Genomic DNA, 13,538 nt, shown 5'->3' on the forward strand with positions numbered 1-13,538 from the left:
GCCGCCATCGAATCTCCCCGAGCACCCAACTACAATTACACCATCTCCGGCCCGGGCGAGATTGCCCCGGTTAAAATCTACGACGATGGCCGCACCACTTATTTCCAGTTCGCCTCGCCCGATATGCACCCCACCATCAACATGGTAGACCAGGCAACCGGCAGGGAAACCCCCGCGCAAACCATGATGCAGGGCAACATGCTGACGGTGCCTTATGTGGGCTCCCGCTTCTCCATCCGCTCCGGCGGCAAGGTAGTGTGCGTCTTTAACGGCGGCGTGGCCCCCATGCAGGGCAGCCCCATGCAGGGCGGAAGAGGCGGCGCATGGTAATCGACCCCCAGGGCAACAAGAAATTCGATGAGCCCGAATTCCCCGATTTCGGTGGCGACCCACCGGATGCCGAAGAGGAAAAACTGGATTCCGGCATACCTGCCGTTGCCACATCCCCTAAAAAAATCGCCGTGGTCATCGCCGTGCTGCTGGGCCTGATGGGCTATGTGCTCATCAATATCTTCAGCGATGACAAGGACGACCTGAAGAAGACCGACAACAAGCCCATCCGCATCACCAAGCCCGCCGCGGACGAAGCACCGCCGCCTCCCCCGCCGCCACCGCCGCCGCCTCCCCCGCCGCCGGCCCCTGTGCCCGAGGATAAATCCCCTCTGGTGCCGGCCAACAGCAAAGACGACCTGACCATGGAAGGCCCCAACAAAGAGGCCATGATGGCGCGCATGCAGTCGGAATCCGTAATTTACAAAGGCGGCATGGGTAAATTATTCGGCAGCAATTCCAACAAACCCCAGCAGCCCCAGGCCAACAGCCTCGACCAGATCAATGATCCCAACAGCGCCTTCGCCCTGCGCACCATCACCAATTCCGAGGCCGAACGCTCCATCGCCACCCATATCGGCCCCGTCGGCCAGGTTATCGCCCAGGGCAAAATGATCGACTGCGTGCTGGAAACCGCCATCTCGACCGACCTTCCCGGCAGCCTGCGCGCCGTTGTCAGCCACGACATCTATGCCGAAGGCGGCACCGATATATTGATTCCCAAGGGCTCTCGCCTCATCGGCACCTACAATACCGGCATCCTGCGCGGTCAGGACCGCGTCTTCATTGTCTGGACCCGCGTCATCCGCCCCGATGGCGTCGATATCATGATCGGCTCCGAGGGCACGGATGCGCTTGGCCGCGCGGGCGTGAAAGGCATGGTGGACAATAAATTCCTCGAGATATTCTCCAGCGCCATCCTCACCAGCTCCATCACGCTGGGCGTGGCCGCCGCGGTTCAGGCCATGGATATTGGAAATAACAACGGCAGCAGCGGCAACAACACCTCCCGCCGCACCTTCACCGATGGCTCGACGGAAGACACCGCCAGCCCCACCGCCATCGCCAGCACCGAGCTGGTCACCACGCTCGGCGGCGCCGCGCGCGATGTCATCAAGCAATATATCGATGTGCGTCCCACCATCACCATCGATCAAGGCACGCGCATCAAGGTCTTCGTCAACCGCGACCTGCAATTCCCCAACGCCGTCACCCAGCAAGTGCAGTTCGTCCGATGAGCGTCAACATCACCGCACTTGAGACGTATCTCGCGCCGCTTTACGCCTATTTCAACGAAGACGGCGTCAACGAGATCTCCATCAACCACCCGCAGGAGATCTGGATCGAAAAATACGGCGAGATGCGCTGCGAGCAGGTGCCGGCATTCGATTTCGAGCATCTTCGCGCCCTTGGCCGCCTTGTGGCCCAGTCCACCGAACAGTTTGTGAGCGAGGAAACCCCGCTGCTTTCGGCCAACCTGCCCTCCGGCTTCCGTATCCAGGTGGTCTTCCCGCCGGTATGCGAACCGGGCACGGTGGCCATGTCCATCCGCAAACAGACCATCCTGAATTTCGACCTCGACCAGTACGAGGCCATCGGCGCCTTCCAAAGCACCGCCGTCAAGCAGGAGGCCAACCCGATTGATGCCGAACTGCGCCGCCTGCTGAACACGGGCGAGATCAAGAGCTTCATCAAAACGGCCGTCAGGGCCCGCAAGAACGTCATCATCAGCGGCGGTACCTCCACCGGTAAAACCACCTTCATGAACGCCGCGCTCAAGGAGATACCGGGCGAGGAACGCATCATCACCTGCGAAGATGCGCGCGAGATCATGCTAAGCCACATCCCCAACCGCGTCCACCTCATCGCCTCCAAGGGCGGCCAGGGCCGCGCCAATGTCAGCATCCAGCACCTGATCGAGGCCTGCCTGCGCCTGCGCCCCGACCGTATCATCGTCGGCGAATTGCGCGGCGCGGAAGCCTTCAGCTACCTGCGCGCCGTCAACACCGGCCACCCCGGTTCCATCGCCACCCTGCACGCGGATTCTCCCGCGCTGGCCTTCGAACAGCTCATCCTGATGGTGCTGCAGGCAGGTCTCGGCATCAGCCGCGACCAGATCGAGCAATATGTGCGCAGCATTGTCGACGTGGTGGTACAGCTGAAGCGCGGCCAGAAAGGCATGCGTTACGTATCGGAAATCCATTTCCAGGAACGCACGAAATAACCCGCTGTTTTCACCGCATTACAGCGGTTTTCCCGGCATTTTCCGCATGGTTCACAAAACTGTCACTTGCCCCCGCCTGCCCATGGGTCTAAAAAATTTCCAGCGAAAGGTATGCTCATGCGCACGCTCACAGCCCTGGCATTGACGGTCCTTCTGGTTGCCCCTGTAACGGCACAAGCCAACGGCTATAACAATGCCTACCGCGCCCGTCAGTATGTGAGCAACATGGCCAACAGCGTCCGCCAGACGAGCAACAGCCTGTACCGCCCCAATTACAATTACAACAGCCGCATCAACACCACGGCCAACTCCGCCAACAGCTACATGAACCGCCTGCAAAGCGGCAGCCGTCAGGTGCAAAACCAGCTTTACGGTACGGTCGGCACCACCACCCCAAGCGTGAATTACCAGAACCAGGCCCAGCAATACCAAAGCTGGAAGAACCAGGTGATTCAAAAGAGCTACGGCTCGCAGCGCAATCAGTAAGGATTGCACGCCTCAGGACAGGGGCAGCACCATATCCACGATCAAGCCCGGCTGGTTATCGCTGAATTCCAGCATCCCCCCATGCAGTTCCACCGCCGCCCGCGCCAGGCTGAGGCCCAGGCCGTTGCCCGGGGTGTTACGGCTTGGGTCAAGCCGGAAGAATTTCTGCGTCAGCTTGGTGTAATAAGCCTCCGGCACGCCCTTGCCCTTATCCGCCACACGCAGAATCACGCGGTCATCCTGCCGCAGCAGCGACACATGGATGACGGTCTCCCTCGGCGAATATTTGATGGCATTGTCCAGCAGGTTGGCGAAAGCCTGCGTTAAAAGCGGCTGATCGCCCAGATAATAGACCGGCTTGTCCGGCACATCGATGCGAATGGTCTGGTCCTTCGTTTCGGCCAGCGCCTCGTAAAGCTCCAGCGCATCCATCATTCCGCTGCGCAGATCGAACAGGGTGAACATCTCCTTTGCGGCCCCCGTCTCCGCCTGGGAAATGCGTAAAATGGCATTGAACGTATCCACCAGCGCATCCACCTCCTTGATGGCCATGCGCAGGTGCTTGGTCACGTCGGCAGGCAGGTTCTTGTCGAGCAGACGCTCCAGCCGGTTGCGCAACCGGTTGAGCGGCGTACGAAGATCGTGCGCGACGCTGCGCGACATGTCGCGGATGCTGTCGATCAGCTCATGAATACGGTCGAGCATCTGGTTGAAATGGCTGCCCAGCCGGTCGAACTCATCGCCATGCCGCCCGTGTACAGGCACACGCCGCCGCAGGTCCCCGGCCATGATGCTGGCACAGGTTTGGTTGATGCGCTCCAGCCGCCGGAAAATCCAGAAGGCGAACAGCGCTCCGCCCATCACGCCGAACGCCGCGCACACCCAAAGCGATACCACCAGCACGCCTCGGAACGTATGCGCCACGCGGTCCAGCGGCTCCAGGCTCTGCCCCACCAGCAGCCTGTATCCGCGCGGCAGCTCGGTATGAATGGCAAGGATACGCGGGCTATCTTCAGGCAAATTGGGGTTCAGGTAAAAAACATGAAGCCCCGATGGTTTGGCATCCATCAGCGGCCATCCGTCGAGGTTTCCCGCCACCACGTTCCAGTTCTTGTCCAGCAGCAGGATATAGGTATCGCGGTCCACGTTGCGGGCCAGCAGGTGTTGAATGCTCTCGATCGTATCGCGCGTGCCGTCCAGCACAAAGGTCCGCCCCACATCCGCCATGCGGATTTCGATGGAAAGCCGGATCTGTCGTTCCATTTCCTGCAACGTGGCGGACCGCACGAACCAGAGCAGCCCGGCCGCGCTCATGCCGTAAAACAACACATAGGCGATCATGAACGGAAAGGCGGCCGACCGGAAAAGACTGGCGAGCTTTTGCATCGCTAGACTTTGAGCCTGTAGCCTACGCCGCGCACGGTATGGATCAGGCTTTCGCCGTCATGGCCTTCATCCAGCTTCTGACGCAGGCGGCTGATATGCACATCGATCACATTGGTCTGGGGGTCAAAATGCACGTCCCACACATTCTCCAGCAGCATGGTGCGCGTCACCACCTGCCCGGCATGGCGCATCAAAAATTCCAGCAGGCGGAATTCCCGGTTCTGCAGCGGCACATCCTTGCCGCCGCGCGAAACCTTGCGCGTGCGGAAATCCATTTCCAAAGGGCCGATTTTCAACACCGTCTCCGTCACCGTGGTGCGGCTGCGGCGCGTCAGCGCATCCATCCGCGCCAGCAGTTCGGAGAATGCGAACGGCTTCACCAGGTAATCATCCGCCCCGGTGGAAAGTCCCTTCACCCGCTCCTCAACCTGGTGCAATGCGCTCAGCACCAGCACCGGCGTCTGGTTACCGGATTCGCGCAGCGTTTTGATGATGGAAAGCCCGTCCAGCTTGGGCACCATCCGGTCGACGATCAGCATGTCATAGGGGTGCTCCAGCGCCATGAACAGTCCATGGCTGCCGTCATTGGCCACATCCACCACGTGATTATGCTGGCCCAGCCCCTTGGTAATGAACTGCGCCGTATCGGCATCGTCTTCCACCAGCAATACGCGCACGCAACTCTCCAGCCCTAAGAAATTCCCCAAACAAAAAGGGTGCCTAGAATCTAAGCACCCTCTCGTTTTTGGTCAAACCGTCAATTGCTTGAAGGTTTCACTTACTTAACGACTTTGCCGCCTTTAACGGTCACGGTTGTGCCGTCTTTCAGCGTATGCGTGCCATCCGGGGCAGGCTTTTTGCTGCCATCGGCCTGGATCACGGAAACGGCCTCGCCGACGATTTCGATTTTGGTGCCGTCTTTCAGTTCGGCCTGCTTGGCATCATTGGCAAAAGCAGCGCCGGCGGACAAAGCGAAAGCCACGGCGGCCAGAGCGGATACGGTACGTTTCATGATACATCTCCTGTTATGTTAGCCGCGCGCCAAAGCGGGCGGATGTTGCTCAACAACATAGGCAACTTATGCCATAACGATGCTGTCATGGCTGTGGAAACAGCATTACAAGTTTGTAAGATTGCGAAGCGGCTTAACTGATGGACCAGTCGTCCCGGGGGTCGATTTCTTCTTCCGGAGCGGGGCTGTAGGTCATGCTATTGGGCGCAGCCGGGGTGAGATCGCCGGGCTGGCTGGGGCCGTCCTGAGGAAAAAGCTTGTCCAGAATGGGAAATTCCTCGCGCAAATCGGCCAGGCGTTGCTCCAGGTCCTTCATCCAGTTGCCGAATTCCTGGCTGAACTGCTCCAGAAAATCCCCGGCATGAGTGGCCTCTACCGAACCGGTATCGATCAAACTCTGGTCTGCCTGACGCGTGGTGGCCATAAACGGAATGCTCCCTAATGTGAAGAATATAGCCAAACTGCGGTTCCGGGACAAATGATGCTTTTGTTACACGGCCCTGGCGGGGCTATTTTCACCCGGCCGAAAACTTTACCAAAACATAAGCAATTCTCCCCTATGCTACCCTTGCCATAAGCAGGGCTTGCGCCTAGTTTAGGCAAATGGTGAAGGGATTCGCATGAGTGGGCTGAGCGATCGCTCGCAGTTTTATAACCGCCTGTTTTTAGGCACGGTTTTGGCCGTGATTCTGGCAGGGCCGATGTACATTGCCCTGATTGCCAGCGTAGTGTCGATCTACGGGGCGGAATACATTCTTCATTTAAGCATGAACCCCGACATCCTGTTGAAATATTACCAGGCACTGTTCCAATATTGGTGGCAATACAAGGAAGCCCTGGGTAACGCTTACGCGATGAAAATGATCGGCCCCGAAGGCGGCGCCGTCATTGTCAGCCTCGGCACACTGTTCGGCATGCGCGCGCCGCTGCTGGATTTTCGTCCTTTCAAACCCAAGGAATCCATCCACGGGGATGCCCACTGGGCCTCCAAAAAAGAAGTGGAAAAAGCCGGGCTCTTCGCCAAGCAGGGCGTGCTGATGGGGCAATATAAGAAAGGCGATTACTACATCGCCGACGGCTTCCAGCACATCCTGCTGTTTGCGCCTACCGGCTCCGGTAAAGGGGTGGGCTTCGCCATCCCCAACCTGCTTTTCTGGGACCAGAGCGTGGTCGTGCACGACATCAAGCTGGAAAACTACGAACTCTGCAGCGGCTGGCGCGCCAAACAAGGCCAGGATGTCTATGTCTGGAACCCGGCCGACCCCAACGGGATCACGCATTGTTATAACCCCATGGACTGGATCAGCCCCAAACCTGGCCAGATGGTCGATGACGTGATGAAGATCGCCAATCTCATTCTGCCCGAGCAGGAATTCTGGCAGAACGAAGCCCGTGCCATTTTCGTGGGCGTGGTGCTCTACCTGCTCGCCGTGCCGGAAAAACCCTGCTCCTTCGGCGAAGTCGTCCGCACCATGCGCAGCGACGACGTGAGCTACAACCTCGCCGTGGTGCTGGATACGCTCGGCAAGAAGCTTCACCCCGTGGGCTACATGAACATTGCCGCCTTTTTGCAGAAGGCCGACAAGGAACGCTCGGGCGTGACCTCCACGCTCAACTCCGGCCTCGAACTCTGGGCCAACCCGCTGATCGATACCGCCACAGCCACGTCCGATTTCAACATCGGGCTCTGGAAGAAAAAGAAAATCACCGTCTATTGCGGCGTGACGCCGGACAACTTGCAGCGCCTGCAACCGCTGCTGCAGGTATTCTATCAGCAGGGCACCGACATCCTGACCCGCCACATGCCGAAACCCGATGAACCCTTCGGCGTGCTCTTCCTGATGGACGAGTTCCCAACGCTCGGGAAAATGCCCCAGTTCGAGGCCGGTATCGCCTATTTCCGCGGTTACCGCATGCGCCTCTTCCTCATCGTGCAGGATACGCAACAGCTTAAAGGGATTTACGAGGAACCGGGGATGAACTCCTTCCTCTCCAACGCCACGTATCGTATCACCTTCGCCGCCAACAACGTGGACACCGCCAACCTCATCTCGCAATTGGTGGGCAACAAGACCGTGCGCCAGGAATCGCACAACATGCCCAAATTCCTGGACCTCAACCCCGCCGCGCGTACCATGCACGTCTCCGAGACGCAGCGCGCCCTGCTGCTGCCGCAGGAGGTCATTCAGCTTCCGCGTGATGAGCAGATCATCCTCATCGAATCCCAGCCGCCCATTAAATGCAAAAAGATCAAATATTTTGAGGACCCCTTCTTCACCAAACGCCTGCTGGAAAAAACCTCCGTGCCCGAGCAGGAACCCTACGACCCCCGCAAAAAAGACGAAAAGGCCGGTAAGCCTGAAGACAAGAAGGACAGCAAAGGTAAGGGCGCAGGCCCCGCGGCTGAGCCGGCCCAGAAAGACACTCCGCCCCCGCCCGCACCCGCTGGTGGTGGCGAGAAGAAGAACCCGTTCGATCTGCCCCCCCTGCCCGGCCCCGGCAAGCCCGGCGCGGCAGCCGCACCGGCTGGCGGCCCCAAACCCAACCCCTTCGAGGCGCCTCCCGCCCCGGGCGCTGCCAAACCCGGCGCCCCTGTCACGGCCAAACCCACTGCCAAAACAGACGAAGACTTCACCCTGCCCACGCCCAAACCACAGGCTCCGACGGGCAATCCGTTCGAACTTCCACCGACCAAACCCGGCAACATTGCCAAAGGCGCGCTGGACGACAAAGGCAAGCCCAAACCTGTCAACCCGTTCGACCTGCCTTTGCAGCCCAAGCCAGGCGCCAAAGCGGATGCGCCGCAAACACCGGAAAAATTCGGCCCTCCGCTGCCGCCCGTCAAAGGCGCCAAACCCGGCGATGCCTTCAGCCCTGCGGCTCCCGTCATCAAAACGCCGGAAGCAGGCGCTCCCTTTGGCACGCCCACAGCAAGCCCTGCCGCCGGAGGCAATCCTTTCCCATCCGCGCCAGCGTCTGTTGCCCCCGTCATACCCACGGCCGAAGCCACGGCACCGGCACCCGTTACAGCCGCCGCAGCACCTCAATCGGCCAATCCTTTTGCAGCCGCACCCGCACCGGCCGCGCCAGCCATGGCAACGCCCGAAGCCATTGCTCCGGCACCGCCCAGCGCCCCTGCGGCAGGCGCAAATCCCTTCTCCGCGGCACCGCAACCAGCCAATCCCTTTGCGGCGGCATCCGCCCCGGCTGCGCCCGCCATGCCTGCACCGGCGGAAAATTCTTCAGCCCCCGCGCCTGCTGTACCGGCGCCAGGCCCGGCCAATCCCTTTGCCGCCAATCCCTTTGGCAGCATGCCCCCCAAACCTGCGGCCAAATTACCCGAACCGGCCTCCCCCTTTATTCCTAAAAGCACAAACGGCAATGGCGGGGCCAATGCTCCGGCCAATCCCTTCGCCGCCAATCCGTTTGGCAGCCTTCCCGCACAAGCTTCTGAGAAAAAGAGTGGCGACGAATCCGCTTCTACTTAGTCGTGCACTACCGGTTTAAACCGTGTGAACACCAGCCAATAGGCAAACAGGCTGGTGAAATAAATGATCCAGCCGGAAAAAACCACGTCACTCAGAAAATGCCCCCCTTGCGCCATACGCGCCAGCCCGACCAGAAGACCAAAAGCAACCCCGCCCGTCAGAATCTGCATCCGCCGCCTGCCTTTGAACAGCCAGGCCATGGCCAGAGGAAAAAAGCCAATGGCCGCATGGCCGGAGGTGAAGGAGCAATTCTGCTCGCATTGGTCGGAGAAATGCCAGGCGGGTGAAAACCTCTTGTCGCCACCAAATTCCACCAGCTGGCTTGGGCGAGCCCTGCCCCAGTGGTCCTTGAGCGCGGCATTCACCACCAGCCCAGGCCCAAGCGCCAGGGCCAGCAACACGTAAATCACCTGCTTTCCAACCAGCGTGGGCCAGTGCGGCAGACGGTCGATGCGGGGTTTCAGCCAGCCCATCAGCAAAATACCAAGGCTGATGACGATCACACATTTGGTAATCCAGGGCACACCAAGGTAAAGCCCTTTGAACAGCCACATGTCACGCCCGGCCTGAAAGCGGATTTCCGGATGATAAAAATCACGGGCGACAATAAGGTCCAGCTCCGGCCACGCCATAAAGAGCACCGCCATGGCCATCATCATGGCAAGTGGAATCCAGATATACGCAGCCCTGGCTGGCATCTACATGCCCCCGGCGCCCATCGGCTTCTTGAGGCATTCAATCACGGTGATGTCGTAAACGGGATGCTCCATGGCCGAAAGCGAGGGGCTGGAAGAAAACATCCAGCCATTGAACACCTCAATTTTGCCTTCTTCGCCGGGTTTTTCCTCCCACAGCTGCAGCAACGCGGCATTTTCAGGCCGCTGCGTGTTGGGAGCCTGCCAACAGTTGCGCGCCACAATCTCAAGCCTGCCGAACATGATTGGCGTGCCGATCGCCGCTTCGATTTCTTCCGATTTTGCTGTGATCTTATTGAGTGCCCGCAGTTTCACCGCATTCACCGTCATCGGCACCGGCGCTTCGTCATTCTGGTTGCCATCGGGCGCGGTTTTGGCTCCTTTCGGCTGGCTATATTCCTCGCCCGGTTCGTAATCCTCCACCGTTTCGCCGGAATCAAAGCCCTTTTCACCCGTTTGCGGGTCGGTGGTGATGGTAGGTGCGGCCTCCTGAAGCGGAATCACGGCATCCGCTGCGGGCGCTTCTTCCCCCGGCAGGGGCGGTGGCGGTGGCGGTGGGGGAATCGTGGCCGGATTCGCAGCTTCGGCACCAACAGCACCTCCCTCAACAGTGGGCGGAGGAGGAGGAGCCTCCTGCTTGGCACCGGGGGGCACCAGCCATTGCGCATGGGATGACGAAACAAAGGTGCCCGCCAGCAGAATCAGCAGGAATGCTCCCAGCCATGCCTGGTGTGGCGAGCGCATGATGTTTTACAGGCCGAGATCCACATCACCGGGGCCGGATGCGGCGGCAGCGGCGGCAGCGGGAGCTTCCCCGGCATGGTTGCTGCTCTGCGGCAGGGCGGAAGGCCCCCCAGCGGCAGCCTTCTTGGATTTTTTACCGTCATCATCCTTGTCCTTATCGCCAAAGATGAACTGACCGATCAGGCTTTCCAGATTCATGGAAGACTGCGTGAAGGAAATATGCCCGCCCTTGTCGAGCATTTCTTCCGACCCGCCGGGGTTCAGCGCCACATATTTACCACCGAGCAACCCTTCGCTCACAATCGCGGCGGTGGAATCATCCGGCACCTTGACATCGTCTTTCATCGCCAGAAACAACTGGGCGCGGTAGCTTTGCTCATCCAGCTTTACCTCGTTCACCACGCCGACCTTCACCCCGCCGATGCGCACATCACTGCCGATAGAGATGCCGTCGATATTGTCGAACGTGGCGGAAATCGGGTAAGACCCGCGAGTGTTCATGTGTGTTGAGTTGAAGGCATAACTGGCAAACCCCGCGGCAACCACGAGCACGGCGGCCCCAACCAGTGTTTCAACGATCGTACGCGACATGAACTCAAACTCCTGATGAACTGTTGGAAGCGGACTGCCCAGGCACCCATGCTTCGTAATCGGCGGAAACCCGGTAACGGCGCCCGCCTTTATGGATATGCCCTTCCGGCACATAGGCGTGCTGGGTTCCGGTCAGGTTGGGCAGATGCGGTTTTTCCCACACATAGGTTGGGTTGTTGTCTTTCGGCGTCTTGTCCGTGGTGTAATGCAGCCAGCGGTGCCAGCGCGCGGGAACCTTGGAGGCCTCGGGCAGCCCCTTATACACAACCCAGCGTTTGCGGCGGCGGCCTTGAACGACCTTGCGTTCCTGAAAATAGCGGTTGCCGAATTCATCCTGCCCGACGGTTTGTCCAAACAAGGCGGTGTAAAGCAGCGTCCCGATCGGGTTCATGGTAGCGTCCCTGCCACTATATTTAGCAAAAGCAGCGCGCATCATAACAATCCTGGCGCTTGTCGCAACCTTTTCCACCGCCTTTTGTCCGTCATCCCTATTCGCGGCGGCGGGGCAATAAAAAACCGCGCCGGAGCGCGGTTCTCAAACAGAAATATCGAAATATTATTTTACGGCGCGCGCGTAAGCCGTGGCCCGCCCAGCCTCCTGCGAGGATAATTGACTCACGATGGATTCCACCGTGCTCACCAGACCGTGCGTTTTGATCTGGTCCATGATGGCCACCGTGGTGAAATAGGCATCCGCCACCACGCTGAACGGCTGCTTCACCGCATCTTTTGCCTTCAAAAGCCCGGCTTTGGCATGTTCGATAAGGGCGGAGAACATCAGCGCCGCATCCTTGAACGTATCTTCCAGCGTGCGTTTTTCGGTATTGTCTTCTTTTTCCTCACGCCATTGCTCCTGAAAAGCCAGGTTCAGGGCACGTTCGTCGTTAAACGGGTTGGCGGTCATGTATAGCTCCCTAATTTTCTCAGGATCAGTTAGTCATCCAATGGTGGGATTAAACCACAAACGGATTGACCAAAGGTTAACAGCGTTAACATTTAAACGAAAAAAAGTGACCAAAAGTAACTTTTCTGCCAAGGCATTGGTTAACAAAGCAAAATTTTATCCACACCTCCATAAAAACCGCATTTACACTTGCGAAAGCCCCACTCTCTGCTAGAGCAGGCAGGTAGATTTTTTGTGAGAAACGCCATGATTCCCCGCTATTCCCGCCCCGAAATGACCAAGATATGGGAGCCGGAAAACAAATTCCGCATCTGGTTTGAGATTGAGGCCAATGCCTGCGATGCGATGGCGGAAATCGGGATGATCCCGAAAAGCGCCGCCAAAACCATCTGGGAAAAAGGCGCCTTCAACATCGCCCGCATCGACGAGATCGAGCAGGAAACCAAGCACGATGTCATCGCCTTCCTCACCAACCTGGCCGAATATGTCGGCCCCGATGCCCGCTTCGTTCACCAGGGCATGACCAGCTCCGACGTGCTGGACACCTGCCTGGCCGTGCAGCTGGTGCAGGCGACCGACCTTCTTTTGAAGGATATCGACAACCTGCTCGAAGCCCTCGCCGCCCGTGCGGAGGAACATAAATACACCCTTACCATAGGCCGCAGCCACGGCATCCATGCCGAGCCGGTGACCTTCGGCCTGAAAATGGCCCGCTTCTATGCCGAATTCGCCCGCAACCGCAAACGGCTGGAACTTGCGCGCGAGGAAATCGCCACCTGCAAAATCTCCGGCGCCGTCGGCACCTATGCTCACCTGCCGCCGTCGGTGGAAGCCCACGTGGCCAAAAAAATGGGCCTGGTGCCGGAAACCATCGCCACCCAGGTCATCCCGCGCGATCGCCATGCCATGTATTTCGCCACACTCGCCGTCATCGCCTCCTCCATCGAAAACCTCGCCGTGGAAGTGCGCCACCTGCAGCGCACCGAAGTGCTGGAAGCCGAGGAGTTCTTCAGCAAAGGCCAGAAGGGCAGCTCCGCCATGCCGCACAAGCGCAACCCCGTGCTATCCGAAAACATCACCGGCCTTGCCCGCCTCATCCGCGCCTACTGCATGCCCGCCATGGAAAACGTGGCCCTCTGGCACGAGCGCGACATCTCCCACTCCTCCGTCGAGCGCGTCGCCGCGCCGGATGCCACCATCGCGCTGGATTTCGCCCTCAACCGCGCCGTCGGCCTGATCAAAAACCTGGTCGTCTACCCCAAGAACATGCGCAAGAACATGGACAAGCTCAGTGGCATCTACCACTCCCAGCGCATCATGCTGGCCCTGACGCAAGCCGGCGTCACCCGCGAGGATGCCTACCGCCTGGTACAGAAAAACGCCATGCAGGTGTGGGAAAAAGGCGGCGATTTCGTCACCCTCATCAAAGCCGACCCCGAAATCACCAAAGTCCTCCCACCCGCCAAAATCGACACGCTGGTAGACGCCAAAACCATCGCCGGCGAAGTGGACCACATCCTCTCCCGCGCCATACCCGCCAACCGCAAACGTGCGGCTTAAGTAACGCGGGACGCTGTCCCGCACCCTGTCAGGGGCCAAGGCCCCTGCACCCCATATTTCTTTAGAACCCCTCTTCGATGGGGTTCTAAAGAAATACCGGGATCCAAGGGTCCAGACC

General features: G+C 59.2%; 15 protein-coding genes and 1 pseudogene. 6 read left to right on the top strand and 10 right to left on the bottom strand.

Annotation, left to right across the window (positions count from 1 at the left end):
• Positions 1 to 330, top strand: a 330-nt coding sequence (locus tag GC177_05730) for a hypothetical protein (protein MBI1275453.1), incomplete at its 5' end; no start/stop codon positions are given.
• 163 nt (positions 331 to 493) lie between these two features.
• On the opposite strand, the gene GC177_05735 is transcribed toward GC177_05730, so the two are convergent.
• A complete protein-coding gene (locus GC177_05735; GenBank protein ID MBI1275454.1) occupies positions 494 to 697 on the bottom strand; it encodes a hypothetical protein in 204 nt (67 codons plus the stop codon).
• Between GC177_05735 and GC177_05740 the strand changes: the two genes are divergently transcribed.
• The 3 genes from GC177_05740 (at position 696) to GC177_05750 (ending at position 3,040) form a co-directional block, all read left to right on the top strand.
• Positions 696 to 1,568 carry a hypothetical protein gene (locus tag GC177_05740; GenBank protein MBI1275455.1) on the top strand — a complete coding sequence of 291 codons (873 nt, stop codon included), beginning with the start codon at positions 696 to 698 and terminating at the stop codon, positions 1,566 to 1,568. The genes GC177_05735 and GC177_05740 overlap by 2 nt on opposite strands.
• A complete protein-coding gene (virB11, locus tag GC177_05745) occupies positions 1,565 to 2,554 on the top strand; it encodes a P-type DNA transfer ATPase VirB11 (protein MBI1275456.1) in 990 nt (329 codons plus the stop codon). Before GC177_05740 ends, virB11 begins: the two co-directional genes overlap by 4 nt.
• A 117-nt stretch (positions 2,555 to 2,671) precedes the next feature.
• A complete protein-coding gene (locus tag GC177_05750; protein MBI1275457.1) occupies positions 2,672 to 3,040 on the top strand; it encodes a hypothetical protein in 369 nt (122 codons plus the stop codon).
• 12 nt (positions 3,041 to 3,052) lie between these two features.
• Here the strand turns inward: GC177_05750 and GC177_05755 are convergent, their stop codons facing one another.
• The 4 genes from GC177_05755 to GC177_05770 form a co-directional block, all read right to left on the bottom strand.
• Entirely contained in the window at positions 3,053 to 4,426 is a 1,374-nt protein-coding gene (locus GC177_05755) for a HAMP domain-containing protein (protein ID MBI1275458.1), read from the bottom strand.
• A gap of 2 nt (positions 4,427 to 4,428) precedes the next feature.
• Positions 4,429 to 5,103 carry a response regulator gene (locus GC177_05760; GenBank protein ID MBI1275459.1) on the bottom strand — a complete coding sequence of 225 codons (675 nt, stop codon included), beginning with the start codon at positions 5,101 to 5,103 and terminating at the stop codon, positions 4,429 to 4,431.
• Between the two features lie 101 nt (positions 5,104 to 5,204).
• Positions 5,205 to 5,438 carry a hypothetical protein gene (locus GC177_05765; GenBank protein MBI1275460.1) on the bottom strand — a complete coding sequence of 78 codons (234 nt, stop codon included), beginning with the start codon at positions 5,436 to 5,438 and terminating at the stop codon, positions 5,205 to 5,207.
• 133 nt (positions 5,439 to 5,571) lie between these two features.
• Positions 5,572 to 5,862 carry a hypothetical protein gene (locus GC177_05770; GenBank protein ID MBI1275461.1) on the bottom strand — a complete coding sequence of 97 codons (291 nt, stop codon included), beginning with the start codon at positions 5,860 to 5,862 and terminating at the stop codon, positions 5,572 to 5,574.
• Between the two features lie 196 nt (positions 5,863 to 6,058).
• On the opposite strand from GC177_05770, the pseudogene GC177_05775 reads away from it, so the two are divergent.
• Positions 6,059 to 7,768 (top strand): annotated as a pseudogene (locus tag GC177_05775) (TraM recognition domain-containing protein).
• Between the two features lie 1,154 nt (positions 7,769 to 8,922).
• On the opposite strand, the gene GC177_05780 reads toward GC177_05775, so the two are convergent.
• The 5 genes from GC177_05780 to GC177_05800 all read right to left on the bottom strand — a co-directional run bounded on the left by GC177_05780 (position 8,923) and on the right by GC177_05800 (position 11,860).
• Positions 8,923 to 9,624 (bottom strand): phosphatase PAP2 family protein, encoded by a 702-nt coding sequence (locus GC177_05780; GenBank protein MBI1275462.1) that lies wholly within the window; start codon positions 9,622 to 9,624, stop codon positions 8,923 to 8,925.
• Positions 9,625 to 10,365 (bottom strand): DUF2155 domain-containing protein, encoded by a 741-nt coding sequence (locus GC177_05785; GenBank protein MBI1275463.1) that lies wholly within the window; start codon positions 10,363 to 10,365, stop codon positions 9,625 to 9,627. It abuts the gene before it with no gap.
• Positions 10,366 to 10,371: 6 nt separating this feature from the next.
• Positions 10,372 to 10,956: an outer membrane lipid asymmetry maintenance protein MlaD gene (mlaD, locus tag GC177_05790; protein MBI1275464.1), complete on the bottom strand. Its 585-nt coding sequence runs from the start codon at positions 10,954 to 10,956 to the stop codon at positions 10,372 to 10,374.
• 4 nt (positions 10,957 to 10,960) lie between these two features.
• A complete protein-coding gene (locus GC177_05795; protein ID MBI1275465.1) occupies positions 10,961 to 11,347 on the bottom strand; it encodes an NADH:ubiquinone oxidoreductase subunit NDUFA12 in 387 nt (128 codons plus the stop codon).
• Between the two features lie 165 nt (positions 11,348 to 11,512).
• Positions 11,513 to 11,860, bottom strand: a complete 348-nt coding sequence (locus tag GC177_05800; GenBank protein ID MBI1275466.1) for a hypothetical protein — start codon at positions 11,858 to 11,860, stop codon at positions 11,513 to 11,515.
• Between the two features lie 246 nt (positions 11,861 to 12,106).
• Between GC177_05800 and GC177_05805 the strand changes: the two genes are divergently transcribed.
• Complete coding sequence (locus tag GC177_05805) at positions 12,107 to 13,420, top strand: adenylosuccinate lyase (GenBank protein MBI1275467.1); 1,314 nt, start codon at positions 12,107 to 12,109, stop codon at positions 13,418 to 13,420.
• Positions 13,421 to 13,538: the final 118 nt, after the last annotated feature.

This window comes from bacterium, assembly GCA_016124905.1.
Lineage (GTDB): Bacteria > Pseudomonadota > Alphaproteobacteria > Rickettsiales > RI-342 > RI-342.

Bases quoted from the DNA above. Each gene is read 5' to 3' on its own strand.
- GC177_05740 (MBI1275455.1), top strand. From the start codon at position 696: ATGGAAGGCCCCAACAAAGAGGCCATGATGGCGCGCATGCAGTCGGAA.
- GC177_05735 (MBI1275454.1), bottom strand. From the start codon at position 697: ATGGTCAGGTCGTCTTTGCTGTTGGCCGGCACCAGAGGGGATTTATCC.
- virB11 (MBI1275456.1), top strand. From the start codon at position 1,565: ATGAGCGTCAACATCACCGCACTTGAGACGTATCTCGCGCCGCTTTAC.
- GC177_05750 (MBI1275457.1), top strand. From the start codon at position 2,672: ATGCGCACGCTCACAGCCCTGGCATTGACGGTCCTTCTGGTTGCCCCT.
- GC177_05755 (MBI1275458.1), bottom strand. From the start codon at position 4,426: ATGCAAAAGCTCGCCAGTCTTTTCCGGTCGGCCGCCTTTCCGTTCATG.
- GC177_05765 (MBI1275460.1), bottom strand. From the start codon at position 5,438: ATGAAACGTACCGTATCCGCTCTGGCCGCCGTGGCTTTCGCTTTGTCC.
- GC177_05770 (MBI1275461.1), bottom strand. From the start codon at position 5,862: ATGGCCACCACGCGTCAGGCAGACCAGAGTTTGATCGATACCGGTTCG.
- GC177_05780 (MBI1275462.1), bottom strand. From the start codon at position 9,624: ATGCCAGCCAGGGCTGCGTATATCTGGATTCCACTTGCCATGATGATG.
- GC177_05785 (MBI1275463.1), bottom strand. From the start codon at position 10,365: ATGCGCTCGCCACACCAGGCATGGCTGGGAGCATTCCTGCTGATTCTG.
- mlaD (MBI1275464.1), bottom strand. From the start codon at position 10,956: ATGTCGCGTACGATCGTTGAAACACTGGTTGGGGCCGCCGTGCTCGTG.
- GC177_05795 (MBI1275465.1), bottom strand. From the start codon at position 11,347: ATGAACCCGATCGGGACGCTGCTTTACACCGCCTTGTTTGGACAAACC.
- GC177_05800 (MBI1275466.1), bottom strand. From the start codon at position 11,860: ATGACCGCCAACCCGTTTAACGACGAACGTGCCCTGAACCTGGCTTTT.
- GC177_05805 (MBI1275467.1), top strand. From the start codon at position 12,107: ATGATTCCCCGCTATTCCCGCCCCGAAATGACCAAGATATGGGAGCCG.